Consider the following 19,467-nt stretch of genomic DNA (forward strand, 5'->3'; position numbering starts at 1 on the left):
ATGCCAAGTGACACGGGGGCCGTATGCTCAAGGGCGTGCGGCTGAGAGGAGGCTCAGCCTCAACCGGACGAACGTTTACCGGGTAATGCCGGCGCACGGATGTCACTGGACCCGTGCCTGAACGGGATGGCGCTCATAGGGGGCGCCCCGAGGAAAGGCACAAGATCATGACTGATGGTCATTTCATGAACAATACTGTTTCCGGACCGGAGCCGGAGTCTGACGGGACTCCCTCCCAAGTCCGGATCCCCTCCAGACGGTGGAGGGTGGTGGATATCGCTGTTGCCTCGGTCATCGGGGTGGCTTCCGCCGTCATCTACTGGGTGGTCGCCATGGTGACTACCATTCCCTGGTCCTTCCTGGACGGGGTTGTGCCTGGTCTGGGCGGTATTCTCAACGGCCTCTACCTATTCGCCGGGCCCTTGGCATCGGTCATCGTACGCAAGCCAGGTGCAGCCGTCTATGCCGAGCTGGTCGCCGCCATCCTGGAGTCGCTGCTGGGCAGCCTTTGGGTGCCTGTGGAGACCATACTGATCGGTCTGCTTCAGGGCTTCATGGCTGAGCTGGTCTTCATGCTGCTGCGTTACCGGCGTTGGAACATGTCCACGGTGGCACTGTCGGGCGCTGCCGCTGGTTTCGGCTGCTGGCTGTACTCCTTCTGCACGCACCTGCAGGCCATCAACCTGACCGGCCCCTATGGGGTGATTTATCTGATAGCCACCCTGATTTCCGGCGCGCTGATCGCCGGAGTGCTGGTCTGGTACCTCTACAAGGCCATCGCCGCAACCGGGGCCCTGGACCGCTTCGCCTCCGGCCGCGATATCCGCGCGGCCGGGAAGTAGAGGTCCGGGCGTGGACCAGAGCATCCAGGACAATCCCTACCGACCAGCAGCTTTGGAACTGCGCGGCTGGGGTTATCGGCATGCCTACCGTAACCACTTCGCCGTCAGGGATCTGTCCCTGAGCATTCCTGCAGGTCAGCGCGTGCTGCTGCTGGGAGCTTCCGGCATTGGCAAATCGACCATCCTCGAGGGTGTGGCCGGGTTGCTGGGCGATCATGTCCCGCAGAGCGGCCAGGACCAGGTTGAGGACGATGAGGGCGGAGTGACCCAGGGCCAGGTCCTGATTGACGGCAATCCCGCTGTCTCCAGCCGGGGGCGTGTGGGCCTGGTCCTGCAGGATCCGGATGCTCAGGCCATCTTTCAGCGGCTGGGCGACAATGTGGCCTTCGGACCTGAGAACATGGGGCTGCCCCGCGAGGAGATTTGGCCACGGGTGCGAAAGGCCATGGCCGAGGTGGGTTTGGCTGACCTGCAGCTGACCCGGTCCACCATGCATCTGAGCGGAGGGCAGATGCAGCGTCTGGCCCTGGCGGGTGCTCTGGCCATGCAGCCTGGGCTGCTCCTGTTGGACGAGCCCACGGCCAACCTGGATCCGGTCGGTGTCGAGCAGATTGTCGATGCCGTCAGGAGGGTCCTGGACCGGCAAGGCTCCACCATGGTTCTGGTCGAGCACCGGGCAGGGCCTTGGATGGATATGATCGACCGGATCATCGTGCTTGGGCTGGGCGAAGTTGAAGACAATACCGTCGGATCGGGTGCTGCGGTCTATCGCAAGACTGTGATCATGGCAGACGGCAGCCCCCAGGAGGTCTTCACTGATCCTGGGCTGGACCTGGCCTCCCTGGGCATCTGGGTTCCCGAAGCCTACAGGAGCGCCAGGGATTCGCTCCCCGAACTTGGACGGGTCCGGACCCGGTCAGGGCAATCTGGCCCCGGCCAGGATGGCCATCCCGTCCTACTGACCGCCCAGGATCTGGCGGTGGGCCGTCAGGGGAAGGCAGTGGCCGAGCATATCGATCTGGAATTCAGGGCCGGACAGATCACCGCCCTGGTCGGGGCCAACGGGGCCGGCAAGTCCACGCTGGCCATGACCCTGGCTGGCCTGCTGAAGCCGGTGGCCGGTTCGGTCCTTGCCCAGGATCGCCTGCTTCGGGGACCCCAGGGGCAGATGCCTGCTGAGCCCGAGCCCATTCGATGGACCTCATCCCAGCTGGCGGCGCGTATCGCCTATGTTTTTCAGAATCCCGAACATCAGTTCGCCCGGGGCACGGTACTGGATGAGGTCAAACTGGCCCCCCTCCGCACCGGCATGAGCGAGGACGGGGCTCAGGCCCGCGCCCAGGAACTGTTGGGCCGATTCAGGCTGAGGCAGTACGCGCGTGCCAACCCTTACACGCTCTCGGGCGGCGAAAAGCGGCGGCTCACTGTGGCCTCAGCCCTTGCCGCTGCACCCCAGGTGCTGATTCTTGACGAGCCCACCTTCGGTCAGGACAGGAACACCTGGGTCAGCATGGCTCAGCTGATTGCAGACATGCGCGACCAGGGAGCCTGCATCATCCTAGTCACCCACGACCGGGAACTGGTTCAGGCCCTGGATGCCCGCCTTGTGGAGATGATGCCTCCGGGAGCCCAGAAGGCCGTCTGGCCTGCAGTGGGATCATCGCAGACTTATCAGAAGACCATTGCGGCCAAGTTGACCGTCACGCCCATGGATCATCGGGACGAACCGGTCAAGCCGGCCAGCCGGTCGCCATACATAGCCTCCATCAATCCTGCCTTCCGTCTGATGGGGGCCTTTCTGGCGGCTCTGCCCCTGCTGATCAGCCTGGACCCGGTCTCGGCCACGACGGCCCTGATCCTGGAGTTCCTGCTGCTGGGTACTGCAGGCTTCACGCCCCTGCGTGTGGTCAGATCCACCTGGCCCATCTTCCTGGGGGCGCCAGGTTCGGCCCTGGCGATCATCCTCTATGGCAAGAGCGGCGGCGCCACCTTCTGGCAGTGGGGGATGATCCACATTACTCAGCGCTCGCTTGACTTGGCCCTGGCCACTGCTCTGCGAATCCTGGCCATCGGGATCCCCGCCATCATCACCGTACTGGGAATAGACGCCACCGACCTGGCAGATGCCTTTAGCCAGGTGCTCCACTTGCCTGATCGCTTCGTCTACGGGGGGCTGGCCGGCATGCGGCTCTTCACTGTTCTCAAAGATGATTGGTCGGCTCTGACCGCCTCGCGCCGCAGCCGTGGACTGGGCGATGAGAACCGCTTCAAGGCCTTTATGCCACAAGCCTTCGCACTGCTGGTCCTGTCCATCAGGCGTTCGACGACCTTGGCCACGGCCATGGAGGCCAGGGGCTTCGGCGGCAGCACACCACGCACCCATGCCCGGGTCTCCCGGGTCAGACCATGTGATGTGGGCTTCCTGCTTATCTGCTTGGCTGTGCCTGCCATTTCCTTGACCGTGGCTGCGCTGACCGGCTCCATTGCCTTCTTCGGCAACTGACCATCAGGGTTTTTACGCAGCAGACCCAGATATGGAGGGACCCCGGGTCCTTCCACCTCCCGCAGAGAGGAAAGGACCGGGGTCCGCCTGTGGTTGGAAGCGCCGGCCTCTTACCTGGCCAGTGTTGTGTTGATGTTGCGCACCTCGTCGAAGCGCTTGGAGGCGTCCTCCCAATTGACGATGTGCCACCAAGCCTTGACATAGCTGGCCCGGTCGTTCAGGTACTCCAAATAGTAGGCGTGCTCCCAGAGGTCCAGCAGGACCAACGGGAAGATGGTGACGGGCAGGTTGCCCTGGTGGTCGTACATCTGCAGGGTGACCAGGCGCTCGCCCAGGGTATCCCAGGCCAGGACGGCCCAGCCGGAGCCCTGGATGCCTGCGCACATGGACTCGAAGTAGGTCTGGAAGCCCTGGAAGGACCCGAACTGGTCCTCGATGGCGGCCTTGAGCTCGCCAGTGGGCTCCTGGCCATCTGCCGGGGCCATGTTCTTCCAGAAGATGGAGTGGTTCTTGTGTCCGGCCAGGTTGAAGGCCAGGTTCTTCTCCAGCAGGTTGGACTGAGCAACGTCGCCGGACTCGGCCGCGTCGTGGATCTGCTCCAGGGCCTTGTTGGCACCGTTCACATAAGCCTGATGGTGCTTGTCATGGTGCAGCTCCATGATCTTGCCGGACACGTACGGCTCCAGCGCCGAGTAGTCGTAGGGCAGATCGGGAAGTGTGTATACGGGCATATCGTCTCCTCACAATGATTCTGGCCAAGCCAGATGGGCGATGGTCGGTCTGCGCCATACCAACGACGGACGTGGCCGACCCGACCGGTTCTTTCACCCTAGCCCCTTGTCCGGCGAGCACAAGGGGTAAGGGCTTTTCTTTCAGTGAACTTTCCCACAGACATAGGCCCATCAGGCTCCGACTGCCGTGCTTTCACTGGCCAGGGCTAGAGTTGTGCCCATGCCCTTTGATGACTCCCTTCTTGACAATCCCCGTGCCCAACGAATTCGCCGCTTGGCTGAACTGCAGGATCGGCGTGCCCGGCAGCGTCATAGCCGCTTCCTGATAGAGGGGCCGCAGAGCGTGCGCGAGGCGATTCGCTGGCGTCCCGACCTGCTGACTGACCTCTATATTCAGGCGGATGAGTCCTCTCCTGCAGCTCAGGGCGGTCATCCGCGGCCGCTCAACGAGACCGTAGGCGCCATCCTGGAGCAGGCCAGGGAGCTGCCCGACTGCTACGGACACTTCGTCTCCGCTCGGGTCATGCGTGCCATCAGCGGCAATACCCAGGGAATTCTGGCCCAGGCGCGCACGGACGGATTCCTGGCCCAGCCGACGGACCTTGACAATTCCCTGAGCCGGACGGGGGAGGGGCCCGACCTGGTGGCAGCCTTCTGGCAGATTCGTGATCCAGGCAACGCTGGAACCGTCATCCGCACCGCCGATGCTGCCGGTTGCAGGGCGGTCATCCTTGTGGACCAGTGCGTAGAAACTACCAATCCCAAGGTCATTCGATCCACAGCCGGATCGGCCTTTCACATACCCCTGATGACCATGGGCACCGATGACTTCCTGGCCCTGTGCAGACGGCAGGGCCGGGCCATGGTGGCGGCCGATGTCTATGGCACACCGGACAAACCCGTCCGCTCCCTCACTGAATTGATGGCGGGCGGCACCATGGCCAAGTCAGACTCGGCGGGTCAGCCCATGGCCCTGCTCTTCGGAAATGAGGCGCGCGGGTTGCCCAATGAGCTGCTGCAGGCCATGGATCAGATCGTCCGCATCCCTATATATGGGCGGGCTGAATCGCTCAATCTGGCTACCTCGGCGGCGGTGCTGCTCTATGCCATGGCCATGTCGAGTCGTATTGAAAGAATGTGAAGGCGTCAACGACCGGGATTTCCGCTGATTTGCGGCCCGGACACGGCATTGGCAACAGTGGAAAGGTCCATGGTGGCACAGGTAGAATTCGACCCCGCGGCGATGACCGACGAGGTCAACGAGGGCATCGGCAGGATTCGCGAGGCCTCCGATCTGGAGGGGCTTCAGGCGATTAAGGCCAGGTATGCGGGGACAGGTTCAGCCCTGGCCGGGGCCGGCCGGCTCATCGGATCCCTGCCGGCAGGTCAGAAGAAAACCGCTGGCCGCCTGGTGGGCAAGCTCAAGGCTGATTTCGGCCGTGCCTACGGGCTCAAGGAGAGGCAGCTGCGCCAGGAGGAGGAGTCCCGCCGCCTGGCTGCCGAGCAGGTGGATATGACCCTGCCGGTCAACCGCCGTCCCCAGGGCGCTCGGCATCCACTGTCCAAGCTCATGGAGGATGTAGAGGATTTCTTCGTCTCCATGGGTTGGAGCATCGCCCAGGGTCCCGAGTTGGAAGCCGAGTGGTACAACTTCGATGCCCTCAACTTCGGCCCGGACCATCCTGCCCGTCAGATGCAGGACACCTTCTACGTCCAGGGCAGCCAGGCCAGGGATGCCGCCGGTTTCGTCGGGTCCAACATGGTCATGCGCACCCATACCTCACCCGATCAGGCCCGCTCTTTGATAACCCGTGGTGTGCCGCTCTACGTGGCCTGCACGGGCAGGGTCTTTCGCACCGACGAGCTGGATGCCACCCACACCCCGGTTTTCCACCAGTGTGAGGCCATCGCCGTCGACGAGCATTTGACCATGGCCGACCTCAAGGGGACCCTGGACAAGCTCGCTGTGGCCATGTTCGGTCCCGAGGCCCGGACCAGACTGCGGCCCTCATACTTCCCCTTCACCGAGCCCAGCGCCGAGATGGACCTCTGGTTCCCAGACAAGAAGGGTGGCCCCGGATGGATCGAATGGGGAGGCTGCGGCATGGTCAACCCCAACGTTCTGAGGTCGGCCGGCTTGGACCCGCAGCGCTACTCAGGCTTCGCCTTCGGTGTGGGCATGGAGCGTACCCTGCTCCTGCGTCACGACATCAATGACATGCACGACCTGGTCGAAGGCGACGTGCGGTTCAGCCAGCAGTTCGAGATGGGGGAGTGACCGTCAGATGCCAATGGTAGATATCGACTGGCTCAAGGAGCATGTGCAGGTCCCTGAGGATCTGACCTATGAACAGCTGGCCAAGGACCTGGTCCGGGTCGGTCTGGAGGAAGAGGACATCCACCAGTCTACGGTGACCGGCCCCATCGTGGTCGGCTATGTGGTGGATGCCGAGCCTGAGCCTCAGAAGAACGGCAAGACCATCAACTGGTGCCATGTGGATGTAGGCGAGCAGTACAACGCCGTGGATGAACATGGCCGCAAGGTGCCCCGGGGCATCGTTTGCGGGGCACCCAACATGGCTGCGGGCGAGAAGGTGGTGGTGACCCTGCCGGGGGCTGTCCTGCCTGGAGACTTCCACATCGAACCGCGCAAGACCTATGGCCATATCTCTGACGGCATGTGCGCTTCAGAGCGCGAGCTGGGGCTGGGTTCGGACCATCAGGGCATCATCCTGCTGCGAAACTACGGGTTCACCCCCGAGCAGTACGAGCAGCTCAAGCCAGGGGACGATGCCATGGCCCTGTTGCATATGAACAGGCCTGTCCTGGAAATTAATATCACCCCCGACCGGGGTTACGCCTTCTCCTATCGGGGAGTTGCCCGGGAATACCACCACTCTACGGGCGCTGAGTACACGGATCCGGTGATCGAGCTTAACAAGACCGTGCCGGCCCCCGCAGCCCAGGAGGATCAGGCTCCACTGGCCGTGCGTATTGAGGATGACAACCCCATTCATGGTCAGCCCGGTTGCGACCGGTATTATCTGCGTGCCCTGACCGGATGCGACCCCAAGGCGGCGACTCCCAGTTGGATGCGCCGTCGGCTGGTTCGAGCCGGCACGCGTTCCATCAGCTTGCCGGTGGACATCACCAACTACGTCATGTTGGATCTGGGCCAGCCTCTGCACGCCTACGACCTGGATAAGCTCAGTGGGCCCATCGTCGTCCGCAGGGCCAGGCAGGGTGAGCACCTGACCACTCTGGATGGCAAGGACCGCGAGCTCAGCATCGAAGATCTGCTCATCACCGACTCGCCCGAGGGACAAGAAGGATCCCGCATCCTGGGATTGGCCGGAGTCATGGGCGGTCTATATGGGGAGGTGACGGATAAGACACGGAACATCCTGATCGAGTCCGCCCACTTCGACCAAGTGACCATTGCCCGAACCGCCCGTCGCCACAAGCTGCCTTCGGAGGCCTCCAAGCGCTTTGAGCGCGGGGTTGATCCGCAGATGCAGCCGGCCGCTGCAGCCATGGCTGCCGACCTGTTGCATCGCCTTGCCGGTGGCCGGGATCTGGATGCTCCGCTGGATATGGACCAGACCAAGCCCATGCCGGTCATCGACTTTGCCGTCAGCGAGGTGGCCCGTCTGACCGGTCTGGAGGTGGAGCCCCAACGCATCGTGGCCATTCTGCGCGACATTGGCTGCACGGTCCAGGGCGATCCTCAAGACCGGCTGTCGGTGACTCCGCCAACCTGGAGGCCCGACCTGGGCGAGAGCTGCGATCTGGTCGAGGAAGTGGCCCGCTTGGTGGGCTACGACCGCATCCCTGTCACCGTGCCATCACCCAAGGTGTCCGGGGCGGTTGGCCTGACCGATCGCCAGCAGCGTCGCCGTTGGGTGGCCGACACCCTGGCCGAATATGGGCTGACCGAGGTTCTGGACTACCCGTTCGTCGGCGACAATGATTTCAAGGCCTTCGGCATGGACCTTGACGGGGCCCATGTCAACAGCGTGGAGCTGGCCAACCCCATGGCCGCTGACAGGCCCTATCTAAGGCAGAGCCTACTGCTGCCGCTGGCCAACACCGTGGAGCGCAACCTGCGACGCGGCAACACGGATGTGCGCCTCTTCGAGATCGGCTATGTCTTCCGCCGCGACCCCGAGGCTCCTGCGGTGCCCACCCTTCCGGGCGGCGTGCGGCCCAGCGACGAGGATCTGGCCCGCCTGGACCAGGGTCTGCCGGAACAGCGGTTGCATGTGGCGGCCCTGCTGACCGGCCGTGCCCAGGAGGACGGCTGGCTCAAGGACAGCAGGGATGTGGACTGGACAGATGCAGTCGAATCGGCTCGTCGGGTCCTGGACAGGCTGGGGGCACATTATCGCCTGGATCAGCCCCCGGCCGGGCAGGTACCCGGCCAGTGGCATCCGGGACGTACCGCCAGGCTGGTCCTTAACGACGGCTCGCTTGTTGGCATGGTGGGTGAGCTGCATCCTCGGGTCGATCAGGCTCTGGGCTTCCCTGTCCACTCGGCCGCCTTCGAGCTGAGTCTGGACATGGTGCTGGACCATCTGGATTACACTCCCCTGCAGGCCAAGCCGGTCTCGACCTTCCCGCCGGTCCGTCAGGATCTGGCTTTCACCGTGCCGGACACGGTCTCGGCCGCCGACCTGACTTCCGCCATCAGAGAAGCGGCTGGGTCTAGTCTTGAATCCATCGAGCTGTTCGACGTTTTCACTGGAGATCAGATCGGTGAGCATGCGAAATCGCTGGCCTTCGCAGTCACTTTCCGCGCCCCGGACCGTACTTTGACGTCCGAGGACAGCGAATCCCTGCGCCAGGCCATCGTTGACAAGACTGCGGGTCTGGGCGCCGTACTGCGCGCCTGACCCGGCATCAAGGGGACCGAGGGATATGACGGATTCTCAAGGACAGGGCACAGCCGGTGGACCTGATCGCCAGGATCATGAAGGGGGCGACCAGCCCTTGTACGGCGCGCGCGCCGATCGTTATCCAGGATGGAATCCGTATGTATACGGTCGCCCAGACCCTGAACCCAAGGCCAAGGAATCAGATTCGTTCCGAGGCAACCCCGCCAACAGACCTATGGGGCAGCAGGCCCCCGGACGCAGCGGGAATCCTGGGAGTTCTCAGGCCCGTCCCGGCACGCCAAGATGGCCTGCCCAGGGTATGCCCGATTTGAACGATCCCTCCCAAAATCCGGTCTATGGCCACTGGGATCCCTGCGCCATCATTGCCTTCTTCATGGCGCTGTTCCTCCCCATGCCTGTGATTCCAGCTCTGCTCGGCGGCATTTCCATGTATCGGACGCGTCGCCTGCATATGAAGGGCTATGGGCTGGCCATGGCTGCCCTGATCATCAATCTGCTCTTCACCCTGGCCTGGATCTGGCTGTTGGCCAACGGCATTTCCCTGAATGACTTCTACCAGCAGATGATGCCGTCGCCCTCAACGGGTGGCGGCGGCTCTGGCGGAGACGGCGTCAGCGCCTGAACTCTCAAGGTACGGGTGTCGCCAGCGTCGGCAGATGTTTCGGCACTTGTGCAGGTTCATGACCTGCGGGCTATGAGCAAGAAGCTGTGAAAGAGCGCCAGGAAGGACCTGACGGTTATAGGCCTGGCGGTACCATTGGTTGAAGCGGTGATGCCACTTCTTGGAAGTGAGCATTGGCGTCAATGAGTATTCATGCCTGCCAGTGGGGAGAGATTCATTCGAATGGTACGGGATGTCAATGTTGTTGTATTCGATGGATTCGAACCATTGGATGTCTTCGGGCCCTTTGATGTTTTCACCCATACAGATGCTGTCGGCGTGCGGATATTTTCCCTGGATGGCCCTGGCGCGACAGTCAGCGAGGGCGGCGCCAGGGTCGAGGCCCTGGGGCCAGAGGAGATCGATCCCAGGGGGGTTCTGCTTATACCCGGCGGATCCGGTACGCGCGCCCTGGTTGGGGATGGCCGCTGGCTAAGCAGTCTGCGGAGGCTGGCTGCGCAGTCTTCACAGGTGCTGACGGTCTGCACGGGTTCGGCTCTGCTGGCTGCTGCCGGGGCTCTGGATGGCCGACGGACTACTTCCAACGATCTGGCTTTTGACTGGGTAGTCGGCACGGGTGAGAGAGTGGATTGGATCAAAGAGGCCCGTTGGGTGGTCGATGGAAAGTTCCGCACCTCTTCGGGCATCTCGGCTGGCATCGATATGGCCTTGGACTATGTTGAAGACACTTGCGGGCCCGAGGCTGCGGACAAGGTCAGCGCCCAGATGGAATACATCCGCAACCGTGAGTCCGGTTACGACCCCTTTGCGCGGAGGAAAGCATAACGACACGCCGGATTGCATAATTATGCATTTTATCGCATGACTATTTATGATAGTGCCCGGTGGAAGGAGCGTTCATGCACCAATATACAGTGGCCGTGGTGGGAGCCTCCGGGTATGCCGGTTCGGAAATGATCCGACTCATGGCCGCTCACCCCGCCTTCCGGGTATGCACGGTCACTGGGCGCGGTTCAGCGGGTCGACTGCTGGGGGAGTTCTCGCCCAATCTTCCGAATTCGCTGGCCTCGCTAAAGATCCAGGCCACGGATCCCAAGACCCTGGCTGGTCATGATCTGGTGGTGCTGGCTCTGCCCCATGGCGCCTCTGGTCCTCTGGCAGAGCAGCTGGATCCGAAATCCATGCTGGTCGATTTAGGTGCCGACCATCGGCTGGACGATCCAGCCGACTGGCAGGACTACTACGGCGGACACTTTTTCTCTCCCTGGACCTACGGAATGCCGGAGCTGATGACGGCTGAAGGCGTTCGTCAGCGTGAACTGCTCAAGCATGCCCGCCGCATAGCTGGTCCGGGTTGCAACGTAACCGCAGTCACCCTGGCTTTCCAGCCGGCCCTGGCCGCCGGATTGGTGCAGACCGATGACCTGGTGGCCGACCTTGCTGTGGCCTACTCGGGTGCCGGTCGCTCCAGCAGCAGGATGGACTTGCTCGCAGCCCAGGCCATCAACTCAGCCCATCCCTATTCGGTCGGCGGCACCCACCGGCACATCCCCGAGATCCTGCAGAACCTGCGCAAGGCTGAAGCTTCCAATCCGGATCTGGTTGGAGATCATCAACCGATTCGCTTGGGGCTGACCCCCATCCTGGTTCCCATGTCACGCGGGATCCTTGCCGTGGTTTCGGCCAAGCTGAATGCGCGTGGACGTGCCTTAGGCACGGAGGGCATTCGTGCCGTCTGGGAAAAGATCTACGCCAAGGAGCCGTTCGTTGATCTGCTGCCCCAAGGCAGGCTCCCCTCCACGGCTGACGTGTACGGTTCGAACCTGGCCCAGATCCAGGTTCTCACAGATGAGCGCGCCGACCGTCTCTATGCTTTCGCAGCCATCGACAACCTGACCCGGGGCACCGCCGGCCAGTCCCTTCAGGCCGTCAACCTGGCCTTGGGGCTGCCCGAGGAAACCGGTCTGACAACCATAGGAGTGGCACCATGAGCATCACCTACGCTGCGGGCTTCCAGACAGGCACCGCCATCGCCCATCGTCCGGGAGGCTCACGCCGCCGCAACTTGGCCTTGGTTGTCAACAAGGGGCCCATGGACACTGCTGTAGGCGTCTTCACCCCCAACCGTTTCCGGGCCGCTCCGGTCATCTGGACCAGCAAGATTTTGGAAGAGGGTCGGGCAGGAGCCGTGGTCATCAACTCGGGCAATGCCAACGCCTGCACGGGTTCCGAGGGCCTGGACCAGGCCAAGGCCATGGCTGAGCGAACAGGCGAGAATCTGGGCCTGCCAGCCGAACAGGTTGCCGTCTGTTCCACAGGGATTATCGGCCACCTGCTGCACCTGGATCCCATACTGGCCGGCATCGACCAGGCGGCCCAGGAGCTGTCGACCAGCCAGGAGGCTGGCGAAGCGGCAGCCAAGGCCATATTGACCACCGACACCTGTACCAAGACCGTGGCCCTGGACGGGTCCGGCTGGCGGCTGGGCGGCATGGTCAAGGGCTCAGGGATGATCGCCCCGCAGCTGGCCACCATGATCTGTCTGATCACCACAGATGCCATTGTGGAGCCTGAACAGGCCCTCCGCGCTTTGTCTGAAGCCTGCCGGCTCAGCTTCAACCGGATTGATGTGGACGGTTGCATGTCCACCAATGACACGGTCCTGCTCATGGCCTCAGGCGCTTCTGGCGTTCGGCCTGATCCCAATCAGTTTCAGGAGTTGCTCAGCCAAGCCTGCGGTGAGCTGTCCCGCCGCATTGTGGCCGACGGCGAGGGCAGCCGCCACCGTATCCGTATCCAGGTGGACGGCGCCGAGAGCGAGGACGCGGCCCTGGCCTGTGCACGGGCTGTCTCCGGCTCCACTCTGCTCAAGTGTGCCGTGGCTGGCGAGGATCCCAACTGGGGTCGCGTGGTGGCATCCCTGGGCACTGTGCCGGCTTCGACGGCGGCCTATGACCCGGACCGTGTGGATGTCAGCTTCAATGGAGTCAAAGTCTGCCAAGGAGGCCGTCCCGGCCAGGACCCCTCCCTGGTCGACCTGCATGTTTCTGAGGTCCATATCGATATTGATCTTGGCCAAGGCGATCGCCAGGCCGCGGTTTGGACTGATGATTTGACCCACGAATATGTGACCATCAACGCCGACTACCACACCTGATCCGGCGTGTGCGCACGAGCGTGAGGCACCGGAGGCAGAAGCGGCAATGAGGAAAGGGAAAAGGATGGCAGACGGCGAGCAGGAGGCAGAAGCGGAACGGTTCTTGGACGATGTCAGCAAAGCCCAAGTGCTGATCGAGGCCCTGCCCTGGCTGGAGGAATTCGCAGGTCAGCGGATCGTGGTCAAATACGGCGGCCATGCCATGGTTGATGACCACCTGCGCCAGTGCTTTGCTCAGGACATGGTCTTCCTGCGGCAGGTTGGCATGCACCCGGTGGTTGTCCATGGGGGAGGCCCCCAGATCTCTGACATGCTTCAGGCCCTGGGCATCCCCTCGGTATTCCGCGGTGGTCTTCGGGTGACCACGCCGGAAATCATGAAGGTGGTCCGTATGGTCCTGACTGGTCAGGTGGGCAGGGATTTGGTCGGTGCCATCAATGCTCATGGTCCCATGGCCGTTGGTCTGTCAGGAGAGGATGCAGGCCTGTTCAGCGCTGCCCGTCGTACCGGTATGGTAGACGGCCACCCGGTGGACTTGGGCCTGGTGGGCGAAGTTGTGGCTGTGGATGCTTCGGCCGTCGAGGATTTGATTGATACCGGGCGGATTCCTGTGGTCTCTTCGGTGGCCCCGGACGAGCAGGATGCCACCCAGGTGCTCAACGTGAATGCCGACGCGGCCGCCTCTGCCCTGGCTGCGGCCTTGGGCGCCAGAAAGCTGGTCATCCTCACAGATGTAGAGGGACTCTATGCCAACTGGCCTCAGACCGATTCCCTGGTCTCCAGCATTGGCGTGGATCGTTTGGACGGTCTGCTTGGAGATATGAAGGCAGGGATGCGTCCCAAAATGGAGGCCTGCCTGCAGGCTGTGCGCGCCGGGGTCAGCCAGGCCCACATCATCGATGGGCGACAGCCGCACTCCATGCTCACCGAAATCTTCACCCAAAACGGGATCGGCACCGTCGTTGTGCCGGGCCATGAAATGGTCATGAGGAGGAGCCATGAATAAGGCTGATCAACATTGCGCCAACATCACGGAGCCAGCCGAGACGGTTGAGGGTCCCCAGAGTCGCCAATGGGCCGATCGCTATGACCATGTCCACATGCAGGTCTTTGGAAGGCCCAGCAGGGTCATGGACCACGGCCAAGGCGCATGGATATGGGACATAGACGGCAATCGTTATCTGGACATGCTGGCAGGGATCGCGGTCAACGCCCTGGGCTATGCCCATCCTGCCTGGAACAAGGCCCTGGCCGAGCAGGCCGGCAGGATGGCCCACATCAGTAACTTCTTCGCCTCCCGGCCTCAGATTCAGCTGGCCGAGCGGCTGCTGGAGCTGGCCCAGGCTCCGCATGGTTCACGCGTCTTCTTCTGCAACTCTGGAACCGAGGCCAATGAGGCGGCCATCAAGCTGGCCCGGTTGCATGGCACCCGCATGGGCGGCCATCCCGGGCGGATCCTGGCTCTGACGCACAGTTTTCACGGTCGCAGCATGGGCTCGCTGAGCCTGACTTGGAAGCCTGCCATCCGTGAGCCCTTCCAGCCCCTGGTGCCGGGGATGGCCTTCCTGCCGTCCGGCGACCACGAAGCCCTGGAAGAGGCCTTCTCTGGAGAGGAGGCCTCCGACCAGCCAGTGGCCGCCGTCATTCTGGAGCTCATCCAGGGTGAAGCTGGCGTGTTGCCGCTGGAGCCCGACTATGTGCAAAAAGTGCGTGAGCTCTGCAGTCGGCATGGTGCACTGATGATTCTGGACGAGGTGCAGACCGGCATGGGCAGAACCGGCCACTGGTTCGCCTTCCAGGATCAGAGCCTGTCCGGCGGCGCCTGCCCCGATGTGCTCACCTTCGCCAAGGGGGTGGCCGGCGGCTTCCCCATGGGCGGGATGATTACCTTCGGCTCTGGGCCTTCTGGTCTGCTGACCCCTGGCACGCACGGTTCCACCTTCGGTGGCAATCCCTTGGGATCGGCCCTGGCGCTGACCACTCTGGAGACCATCCAGCAGGAGAGTCTGCTGGAACGGGCAGAGCAAATGGGGGAGAGGCTGCGCGACGGCATAGCCGCCTGCGGCAACCCCCTCTTCACCCAGGTCAGAGGCAGAGGTCTGCTGGATGCCGTCCAGCTGAGTTCTCCATGCGCCAGCAAGGTGGCCGCCTGGTGCCTGGACCACGGGCTGATAGTCAATCCCGTAGCCCCTGATGCCCTGCGTCTGGCGCCGCCTCTGATCATCCAGGCCGATCAGATCGACCTGGCTGTCGGCATTCTCTCTAAGATCCCGACCCGTCTCGGGGACATGGATTCGCCGCAAAATGATCGGTGATTTAGAGACATTCGCGATGACGCCATAAGGGGAGACACAGATGAACAGCGGTTTGCGGCACATGTTGCGTGACGACGACCTCAACCACGAGGAGCAGCTGGAGGTGCTTCGACTGGGCATGGCTTTCAGGGCCAATCCCTATTTGTCCAGGCCTTTCCAGGGGCCTCAAGCCGTGGCCGTCATCTTCGACAAGCCCAGCACGCGCACCAGAACCAGCTTCTGCGTAGGCGTGGCCCAGCTGGGGGGCTATCCCATGGTCATCGACAGCTCTAGCTCGCAGCTTGGCCGTGGCGAGCCCGTTGCGGATACAGCCGACGTGATGACGCGAATGACATCCACCATAGTCTGGCGCACCTTTGGCCAGGATCGGGTGGAGACCATGGCTGCCCATGCCACTGTGCCCGTCATCAACGCGCTGACCGATTCCTTCCATCCCTGCCAGGTCCTGGCTGACTTCCTGACCCTGGCTCAGCACCGGGGCGGGGTCGACGCCCTGGCTGGTAAGACCATCGCCTACCTGGGCGACGCCGCCAACAACATGGCGAACTCCTATCTGCTGGGCGGAGCAGTGGCCGGCATGAACGTGCGGATAGCCGGCCCTTACGGCTTCCTGCCCGATCCGGGTCTGGTGGACCAGGCGCGGACTCTGGCCGCTGAAAACGGAGGATCAATTCTGATCACTACGGATCCGGTTCAGGCCGTGGAAGATGCTGACTGCGTCTTTACCGACACCTGGGTCTCCATGGGCGAGGAGGACCAGTACGATATTCGCTCCCATCCCTTCCTGCCATATCAGGTCAACGCCCAACTCATGGCCCATGCCCGCCCGGATGCCCTCTTCCAGCACTGCCTGCCCGCCTACAGGGGCCGGGAGGTGACGGCCGAGGTCATTGATGGCCTCCAGTCCGTGGTCAGGGACGAAGCAGAAAACCGGTTGCATGCCCAGAAGGCACTGATGACCTGGCTGGTGGCCCGCTCCCGGGGCGACGAATCCCTCCTGCAGGGGGTGTGCTGATGCGTCCGACGACCAAGGTGGCCCGGTTGGATGCCATCCGTCAGGCCCTGAACCGACATCGGGTCAATTCCCAGCAGCAGCTGTCGGCCCTCTTGGCTGAACAGGGCATTGAGGTGACCCAGGCCACGCTGAGCCGTGACTTGGACGACCTGCATGCAACCAAGCTGCGGTATGCAGACGGGAGCATGGCCTACTGGATTCCCGCCACCACCGATCAGCAGGCCATGGAGGCCGCTGCCGCCGAGGGGCCTGAGGTTGAGGGGGAGAACAAGACCGATGCCTACCTGGCCAAGATTCTGACCGGGCTGATCACCTCGGTGGCCCGGGCCCGGAATCTGCTCGTGGTCAGAACCCCGGCCGGTGCCGCCCAGTATGCGGCTTCCGCCCTGGACCGCCAGCCCATCAAGGGCATCCTGGGCACCATAGCCGGGGACGACACGATTCTGATCATCGCCGCGGACGATGAGGCGGCATCATCCCGGGCCGACTGGCTTATGACCATTGTCTCTGGCCAGGAAGATGCCAGGGCGCGATGATCGCAGATGGCACGAACTGACTATCTGCAAGTGTGAAAATACAAGGAAAGAGGATCGCCATGACCGAAAACAATCGCATCGTGCTGGCCTACTCAGGCGGCTTGGACACTTCGGTGTCCATTCCCTACCTCAAGGAGCGCACCGGCAAGGATGTGGTGGCCGTCTCCCTGGATGTGGGCCAGGGCGGTGAGCGTCTGCAGACCATCCGCCAGCGGGCCCTGGACTGCGGGGCCGTTGAGTCCGTCGTGGTGGATGCCCGGGACGAGTTTGCCAGGGACTATTGCATGCTGGCGCTCAAGGCCAATGCCATGTACGAGGGCGTCTATCCGCTGGTCTCGGCCATCTCCAGGCCGCTGATCACCAAGCATCTGGTCCAGGCGGCCCACCAGTACGGTGCCGACACCATAGCCCACGGCTGCACCGGCAAGGGCAACGACCAGGTCCGTTTCGAGGTTTCCATTATGTCCATTGACCCTTCGCTGAAGGCCATCAGCCCCGTCCGCGACCTGGGATTGATGCGCGATGTGGAGATCGCCTACGCCAAGGAGCATCGCCTGCCCATCGAGCAGACCGAGGAGAGCCCCTATTCCATCGACCAGAATGTTTGGGGACGGGCCATCGAGACCGGCTACCTGGAGGATCCCTGGAACGGGCCTACCAAAGATGTCTACTCCTACACCGATGACCCGGCCTTCCCGCCGGTCGAGGATGAGGTGACCATCGACTTCCAGCAGGGCATTCCCGTGCGCATCGACGGCAGGGCTGTCACCCCTCTGGAGGCCATCGAGGAGATGAACCGCCGAGCCGGCGCCCAGGGGATCGGACGTGTGGATCTGATTGAGGACAGGCTGGTGGGCATCAAGTCCCGTGAGCTCTATGAGGCTCCGGGGGCCGTGGCCTTGATCACCGCCCACCAGGAGCTGGAGAATTGCTGCCTGGAGCGCGAACAGCACCGGATCAAGCGCGACATTGACAAGCGCTGGGGCGAGCTGGTTTACGATGCCCAATGGTACTCGCCGGCCGTCCGCTCCCTGAACGCATTCATCGAGGAGACTCAGCGCTATGTCTCCGGCCGCATCCGCATGGTCATGCACGGGGGACGGGCCGTGGTCACTGGTCGGCACTCCGACAGCTCCCTCTACGACTACAGCCTGGCCACCTACGAGTCCGGCGACAGCTTCGACCAGAACGCCTCCAACGGGTTCATTGCCATCTATGGCCTGGCCGACAAGGTGGCAGCTGCACGCGATATGCGTTTCGGCAACGGCATTGCACAGGACAGGCAAGAGCAGTGAGCACCGGCGATAAGCCTATGGCCCTCTGGGGCGGGCGCTTCAGCGGTGGGCCCTCGCCAGCCCTGGTCGAGCTCAGCCGCTCCACCCAGTTCGACTGGCGGCTGGCCGACGACGACTTGGCTGGATCCCGGGCCCACGCCCGGGCCCTCAACCGTGCAGGACTGCTGGATGATAGCGAGCTGGCACACATGGAGCAGGCCCTGGATGAGCTCCAGGACCAGGTGGATTCCGGCGCCTTCGTCCCTGAACCCGGCGATGAGGACGAGGCCACGGCTCTGGAGCGTGGCCTGATCGACATAGCAGGGGACCAGCTGGGCGGCAAGCTGCGGGCCGGGCGCTCGCGCAACGATCAGATCGCCACCCTGATTCGGATCTGGCTGCGACGTCATGCCCGGGTGTTGGCCAAGGACCTGCTCAGCACGGCCCAGGCTCTGATGGAGCAGGCTCGGGGGGCGGGGACCACGGTCATGCCTGGCCGCACACACATGCAGCACGCCCAGCCCGTCCTGCTGGCCCACCAGCTCATGGCCCATGTCTGGCCTCTGATCCGTGACCTGGAACGCCTGAGGGACTGGGACCAACGTGCCGATGCCAGTCCATATGGTTCTGGCGCGCTCGCCGGCACCACCCTGGGGTTGGATCCTCTGCCAGTTGCCCGGGATCTGGGCTTTAGCCGTGTCTGTGCCAACTCCATCGACGGGACTGCCGCCAGGGATGCGGTGGCCGAGTTTGCCTTTGTCGCAGCCATGATCGGCGTGGATCTGTCCAGGCTGGCCGAAGAGATCATCATCTGGAACACCCAGGAGTTCGCCTTCGTCCGCTTGGACGACGGCTATTCGACCGGTTCCTCCATCATGCCTCAGAAGAAGAATCCTGATGTGGCCGAGCTGGCTCGTGGCAAGGCCGGTCGACTTGTCGGGGATCTGGCTGGCCTGTTGACCACCCTCAAGGGGTTGCCGACCGCCTATGCACGCGACCTGCAAGAGGACAAGGAGGCGGTCTTCGACCAGGTGGACACTCTGGAGGTCCTGCTGCCCGCCTTTGCCGGCATGGTCGCCACCCTGACCTTCAACAGGGATCGCCTAGAGGAGCAGGCCCCTACAGGCTTCGCCCTGGCCACCGACCTGGCCGAGTGGCTGGTCCGGCAAGGGGTGCCTTTCAGGCATGCCCACGAACTCTCCGGGGCTTGCGTCAAGCTGGCCGAGGGGCGCGGATGCGAGCTGGCTGACCTGGAAAATGACGATTTTGTCAGGGTATTCGCTGACTGGGTGCCCGTTGACCGGGCTCCAGAGGTTCGCTCCGTCCTGACCGCTGATGGGGCCGTGCGTGCTCGCCAGGGACAGGGAGGCACCGCACCAGAGAGGGTAAAGGAGCAGATGGACCAGGCTGCACGTGCGCTGAAGGGGCTGAAGACCTTCGCTGACTCGCAGTCTGACGGGCCTGCCTACCGTCCCCCCAGGTGAGCTCTCTGGTCTCTGCCAGACCGGTGGCTGCGCTAGAATGTCCAACGGCAATTCCTCAGGGGGGGGGGACGGCAAAGAGCGAAAGGCGGCGGC

15 protein-coding genes, 3 pseudogenes and 1 riboswitch are annotated in these 19,467 nt (G+C 63.1%); of the genes and pseudogenes, 17 read left to right on the plus strand and 1 reads right to left on the minus strand.

Features of this window, described 5'->3' with window-relative positions:
• Positions 1-2: 2 nt before the first annotated feature.
• Positions 3-118: riboswitch (TPP riboswitch) on the plus strand.
• 49 nt (positions 119-167) lie between these two features.
• From J3T95_RS01015 to J3T95_RS09160, 4 genes and pseudogenes are all read left to right on the plus strand, one after another.
• Positions 168-842, plus strand: a complete 675-nt coding sequence (locus J3T95_RS01015; protein WP_267450091.1) for an ECF transporter S component — start codon at positions 168-170, stop codon at positions 840-842.
• A gap of 10 nt (positions 843-852) precedes the next feature.
• Positions 853-1,413 (plus strand): annotated as a pseudogene (locus tag J3T95_RS09150) (energy-coupling factor ABC transporter ATP-binding protein); the annotation flags it as partial.
• A gap of 213 nt (positions 1,414-1,626) precedes the next feature.
• Positions 1,627-2,310, plus strand: a pseudogene (locus J3T95_RS09155) (energy-coupling factor ABC transporter ATP-binding protein); the annotation flags it as partial.
• Between the two features lie 306 nt (positions 2,311-2,616).
• A pseudogene (locus tag J3T95_RS09160) lies at positions 2,617-3,345 on the plus strand (energy-coupling factor transporter transmembrane component T family protein); the annotation flags it as partial.
• A gap of 110 nt (positions 3,346-3,455) precedes the next feature.
• Here the strand turns inward: J3T95_RS09160 and J3T95_RS01025 are convergent.
• Positions 3,456-4,076 carry a superoxide dismutase gene (locus J3T95_RS01025; protein WP_220236033.1) on the minus strand — a complete coding sequence of 207 codons (621 nt, stop codon included), beginning with the start codon at positions 4,074-4,076 and terminating at the stop codon, positions 3,456-3,458.
• A 220-nt stretch (positions 4,077-4,296) separates the two neighbouring features.
• Here J3T95_RS01025 and J3T95_RS01030 point away from each other — a divergent pair, with 220 nt between their 5' ends.
• The 13 genes from J3T95_RS01030 to argH all read left to right on the plus strand — a co-directional run bounded on the left by J3T95_RS01030 (position 4,297) and on the right by argH (position 19,374).
• Positions 4,297-5,217, plus strand: coding sequence for a TrmH family RNA methyltransferase (locus J3T95_RS01030; protein WP_267450093.1), 921 nt, complete (start codon positions 4,297-4,299; stop codon positions 5,215-5,217).
• 69 nt (positions 5,218-5,286) lie between these two features.
• Positions 5,287-6,354 carry a phenylalanine--tRNA ligase subunit alpha gene (gene pheS, locus J3T95_RS01035; RefSeq protein ID WP_267450094.1) on the plus strand — a complete coding sequence of 356 codons (1,068 nt, stop codon included), beginning with the start codon at positions 5,287-5,289 and terminating at the stop codon, positions 6,352-6,354.
• A 7-nt stretch (positions 6,355-6,361) separates the two neighbouring features.
• Positions 6,362-8,968, plus strand: a complete 2,607-nt coding sequence (pheT, locus tag J3T95_RS01040; protein WP_267450095.1) for a phenylalanine--tRNA ligase subunit beta — start codon at positions 6,362-6,364, stop codon at positions 8,966-8,968.
• A 25-nt stretch (positions 8,969-8,993) separates the two neighbouring features.
• A complete protein-coding gene (locus J3T95_RS01045) occupies positions 8,994-9,593 on the plus strand; it encodes a DUF4190 domain-containing protein (RefSeq protein ID WP_267450096.1) in 600 nt (199 codons plus the stop codon).
• A gap of 222 nt (positions 9,594-9,815) precedes the next feature.
• On the plus strand, positions 9,816-10,418 hold the full coding sequence (locus J3T95_RS01050) for a DJ-1/PfpI family protein (protein WP_267450556.1): 603 nt from the start codon (positions 9,816-9,818) through the stop codon (positions 10,416-10,418).
• Positions 10,419-10,492: 74 nt separating this feature from the next.
• Entirely contained in the window at positions 10,493-11,584 is a 1,092-nt protein-coding gene (argC, locus tag J3T95_RS01055) for an N-acetyl-gamma-glutamyl-phosphate reductase (RefSeq protein WP_267450097.1), read from the plus strand.
• Positions 11,581-12,750, plus strand: a complete 1,170-nt coding sequence (gene argJ / locus J3T95_RS01060; RefSeq protein WP_267450098.1) for a bifunctional glutamate N-acetyltransferase/amino-acid acetyltransferase ArgJ — start codon at positions 11,581-11,583, stop codon at positions 12,748-12,750. Before argC ends, argJ begins: the two co-directional genes overlap by 4 nt.
• A gap of 64 nt (positions 12,751-12,814) precedes the next feature.
• Complete coding sequence (gene argB / locus J3T95_RS01065) at positions 12,815-13,756, plus strand: acetylglutamate kinase (protein ID WP_267450099.1); 942 nt, start codon at positions 12,815-12,817, stop codon at positions 13,754-13,756.
• Positions 13,749-15,065, plus strand: coding sequence for an acetylornithine transaminase (locus J3T95_RS01070; RefSeq protein WP_267450100.1), 1,317 nt, complete (start codon positions 13,749-13,751; stop codon positions 15,063-15,065). Before argB ends, J3T95_RS01070 begins: the two co-directional genes overlap by 8 nt.
• 40 nt (positions 15,066-15,105) lie before the next feature.
• A complete protein-coding gene (argF, locus tag J3T95_RS01075; protein ID WP_267450101.1) occupies positions 15,106-16,080 on the plus strand; it encodes an ornithine carbamoyltransferase in 975 nt (324 codons plus the stop codon).
• Positions 16,080-16,616, plus strand: coding sequence for an arginine repressor (locus J3T95_RS01080; RefSeq protein ID WP_198200161.1), 537 nt, complete (start codon positions 16,080-16,082; stop codon positions 16,614-16,616). The genes argF and J3T95_RS01080 overlap by 1 nt, the downstream gene beginning before the upstream one ends.
• A gap of 59 nt (positions 16,617-16,675) precedes the next feature.
• Positions 16,676-17,911, plus strand: a complete 1,236-nt coding sequence (locus tag J3T95_RS01085) for an argininosuccinate synthase (protein ID WP_267450102.1) — start codon at positions 16,676-16,678, stop codon at positions 17,909-17,911.
• Positions 17,912-17,928: 17 nt separating this feature from the next.
• Positions 17,929-19,374 carry an argininosuccinate lyase gene (gene argH, locus J3T95_RS01090; protein WP_267450557.1) on the plus strand — a complete coding sequence of 482 codons (1,446 nt, stop codon included), beginning with the start codon at positions 17,929-17,931 and terminating at the stop codon, positions 19,372-19,374.
• The last annotated feature ends 93 nt before the right edge of the window (positions 19,375-19,467 follow it).

Source organism: Bifidobacterium sp. B4079 (assembly GCF_026537385.1).
In the GTDB taxonomy this organism is placed as follows: domain Bacteria; phylum Actinomycetota; class Actinomycetes; order Actinomycetales; family Bifidobacteriaceae; genus Bombiscardovia; species Bombiscardovia asteroides_I.

Excerpts from the sequence above, each read along its gene's own strand:
- J3T95_RS01015 (WP_267450091.1), top strand. The coding sequence starts at position 168 with ATGACTGATGGTCATTTCATGAACAATACTGTTTCCGGACCGGAGCCG.
- J3T95_RS01025 (WP_220236033.1), bottom strand. The coding sequence starts at position 4,076 with ATGCCCGTATACACACTTCCCGATCTGCCCTACGACTACTCGGCGCTG.
- J3T95_RS01030 (WP_267450093.1), top strand. The coding sequence starts at position 4,297 with ATGCCCTTTGATGACTCCCTTCTTGACAATCCCCGTGCCCAACGAATT.
- pheS (WP_267450094.1), top strand. The coding sequence starts at position 5,287 with ATGGTGGCACAGGTAGAATTCGACCCCGCGGCGATGACCGACGAGGTC.
- pheT (WP_267450095.1), top strand. The coding sequence starts at position 6,362 with ATGCCAATGGTAGATATCGACTGGCTCAAGGAGCATGTGCAGGTCCCT.
- J3T95_RS01045 (WP_267450096.1), top strand. The coding sequence starts at position 8,994 with ATGACGGATTCTCAAGGACAGGGCACAGCCGGTGGACCTGATCGCCAG.
- J3T95_RS01050 (WP_267450556.1), top strand. The coding sequence starts at position 9,816 with ATGGTACGGGATGTCAATGTTGTTGTATTCGATGGATTCGAACCATTG.
- argC (WP_267450097.1), top strand. The coding sequence starts at position 10,493 with ATGCACCAATATACAGTGGCCGTGGTGGGAGCCTCCGGGTATGCCGGT.
- argJ (WP_267450098.1), top strand. The coding sequence starts at position 11,581 with ATGAGCATCACCTACGCTGCGGGCTTCCAGACAGGCACCGCCATCGCC.
- argB (WP_267450099.1), top strand. The coding sequence starts at position 12,815 with ATGGCAGACGGCGAGCAGGAGGCAGAAGCGGAACGGTTCTTGGACGAT.
- J3T95_RS01070 (WP_267450100.1), top strand. The coding sequence starts at position 13,749 with ATGAATAAGGCTGATCAACATTGCGCCAACATCACGGAGCCAGCCGAG.
- argF (WP_267450101.1), top strand. The coding sequence starts at position 15,106 with ATGAACAGCGGTTTGCGGCACATGTTGCGTGACGACGACCTCAACCAC.
- J3T95_RS01080 (WP_198200161.1), top strand. The coding sequence starts at position 16,080 with ATGCGTCCGACGACCAAGGTGGCCCGGTTGGATGCCATCCGTCAGGCC.
- J3T95_RS01085 (WP_267450102.1), top strand. The coding sequence starts at position 16,676 with ATGACCGAAAACAATCGCATCGTGCTGGCCTACTCAGGCGGCTTGGAC.
- argH (WP_267450557.1), top strand. The coding sequence starts at position 17,929 with ATGGCCCTCTGGGGCGGGCGCTTCAGCGGTGGGCCCTCGCCAGCCCTG.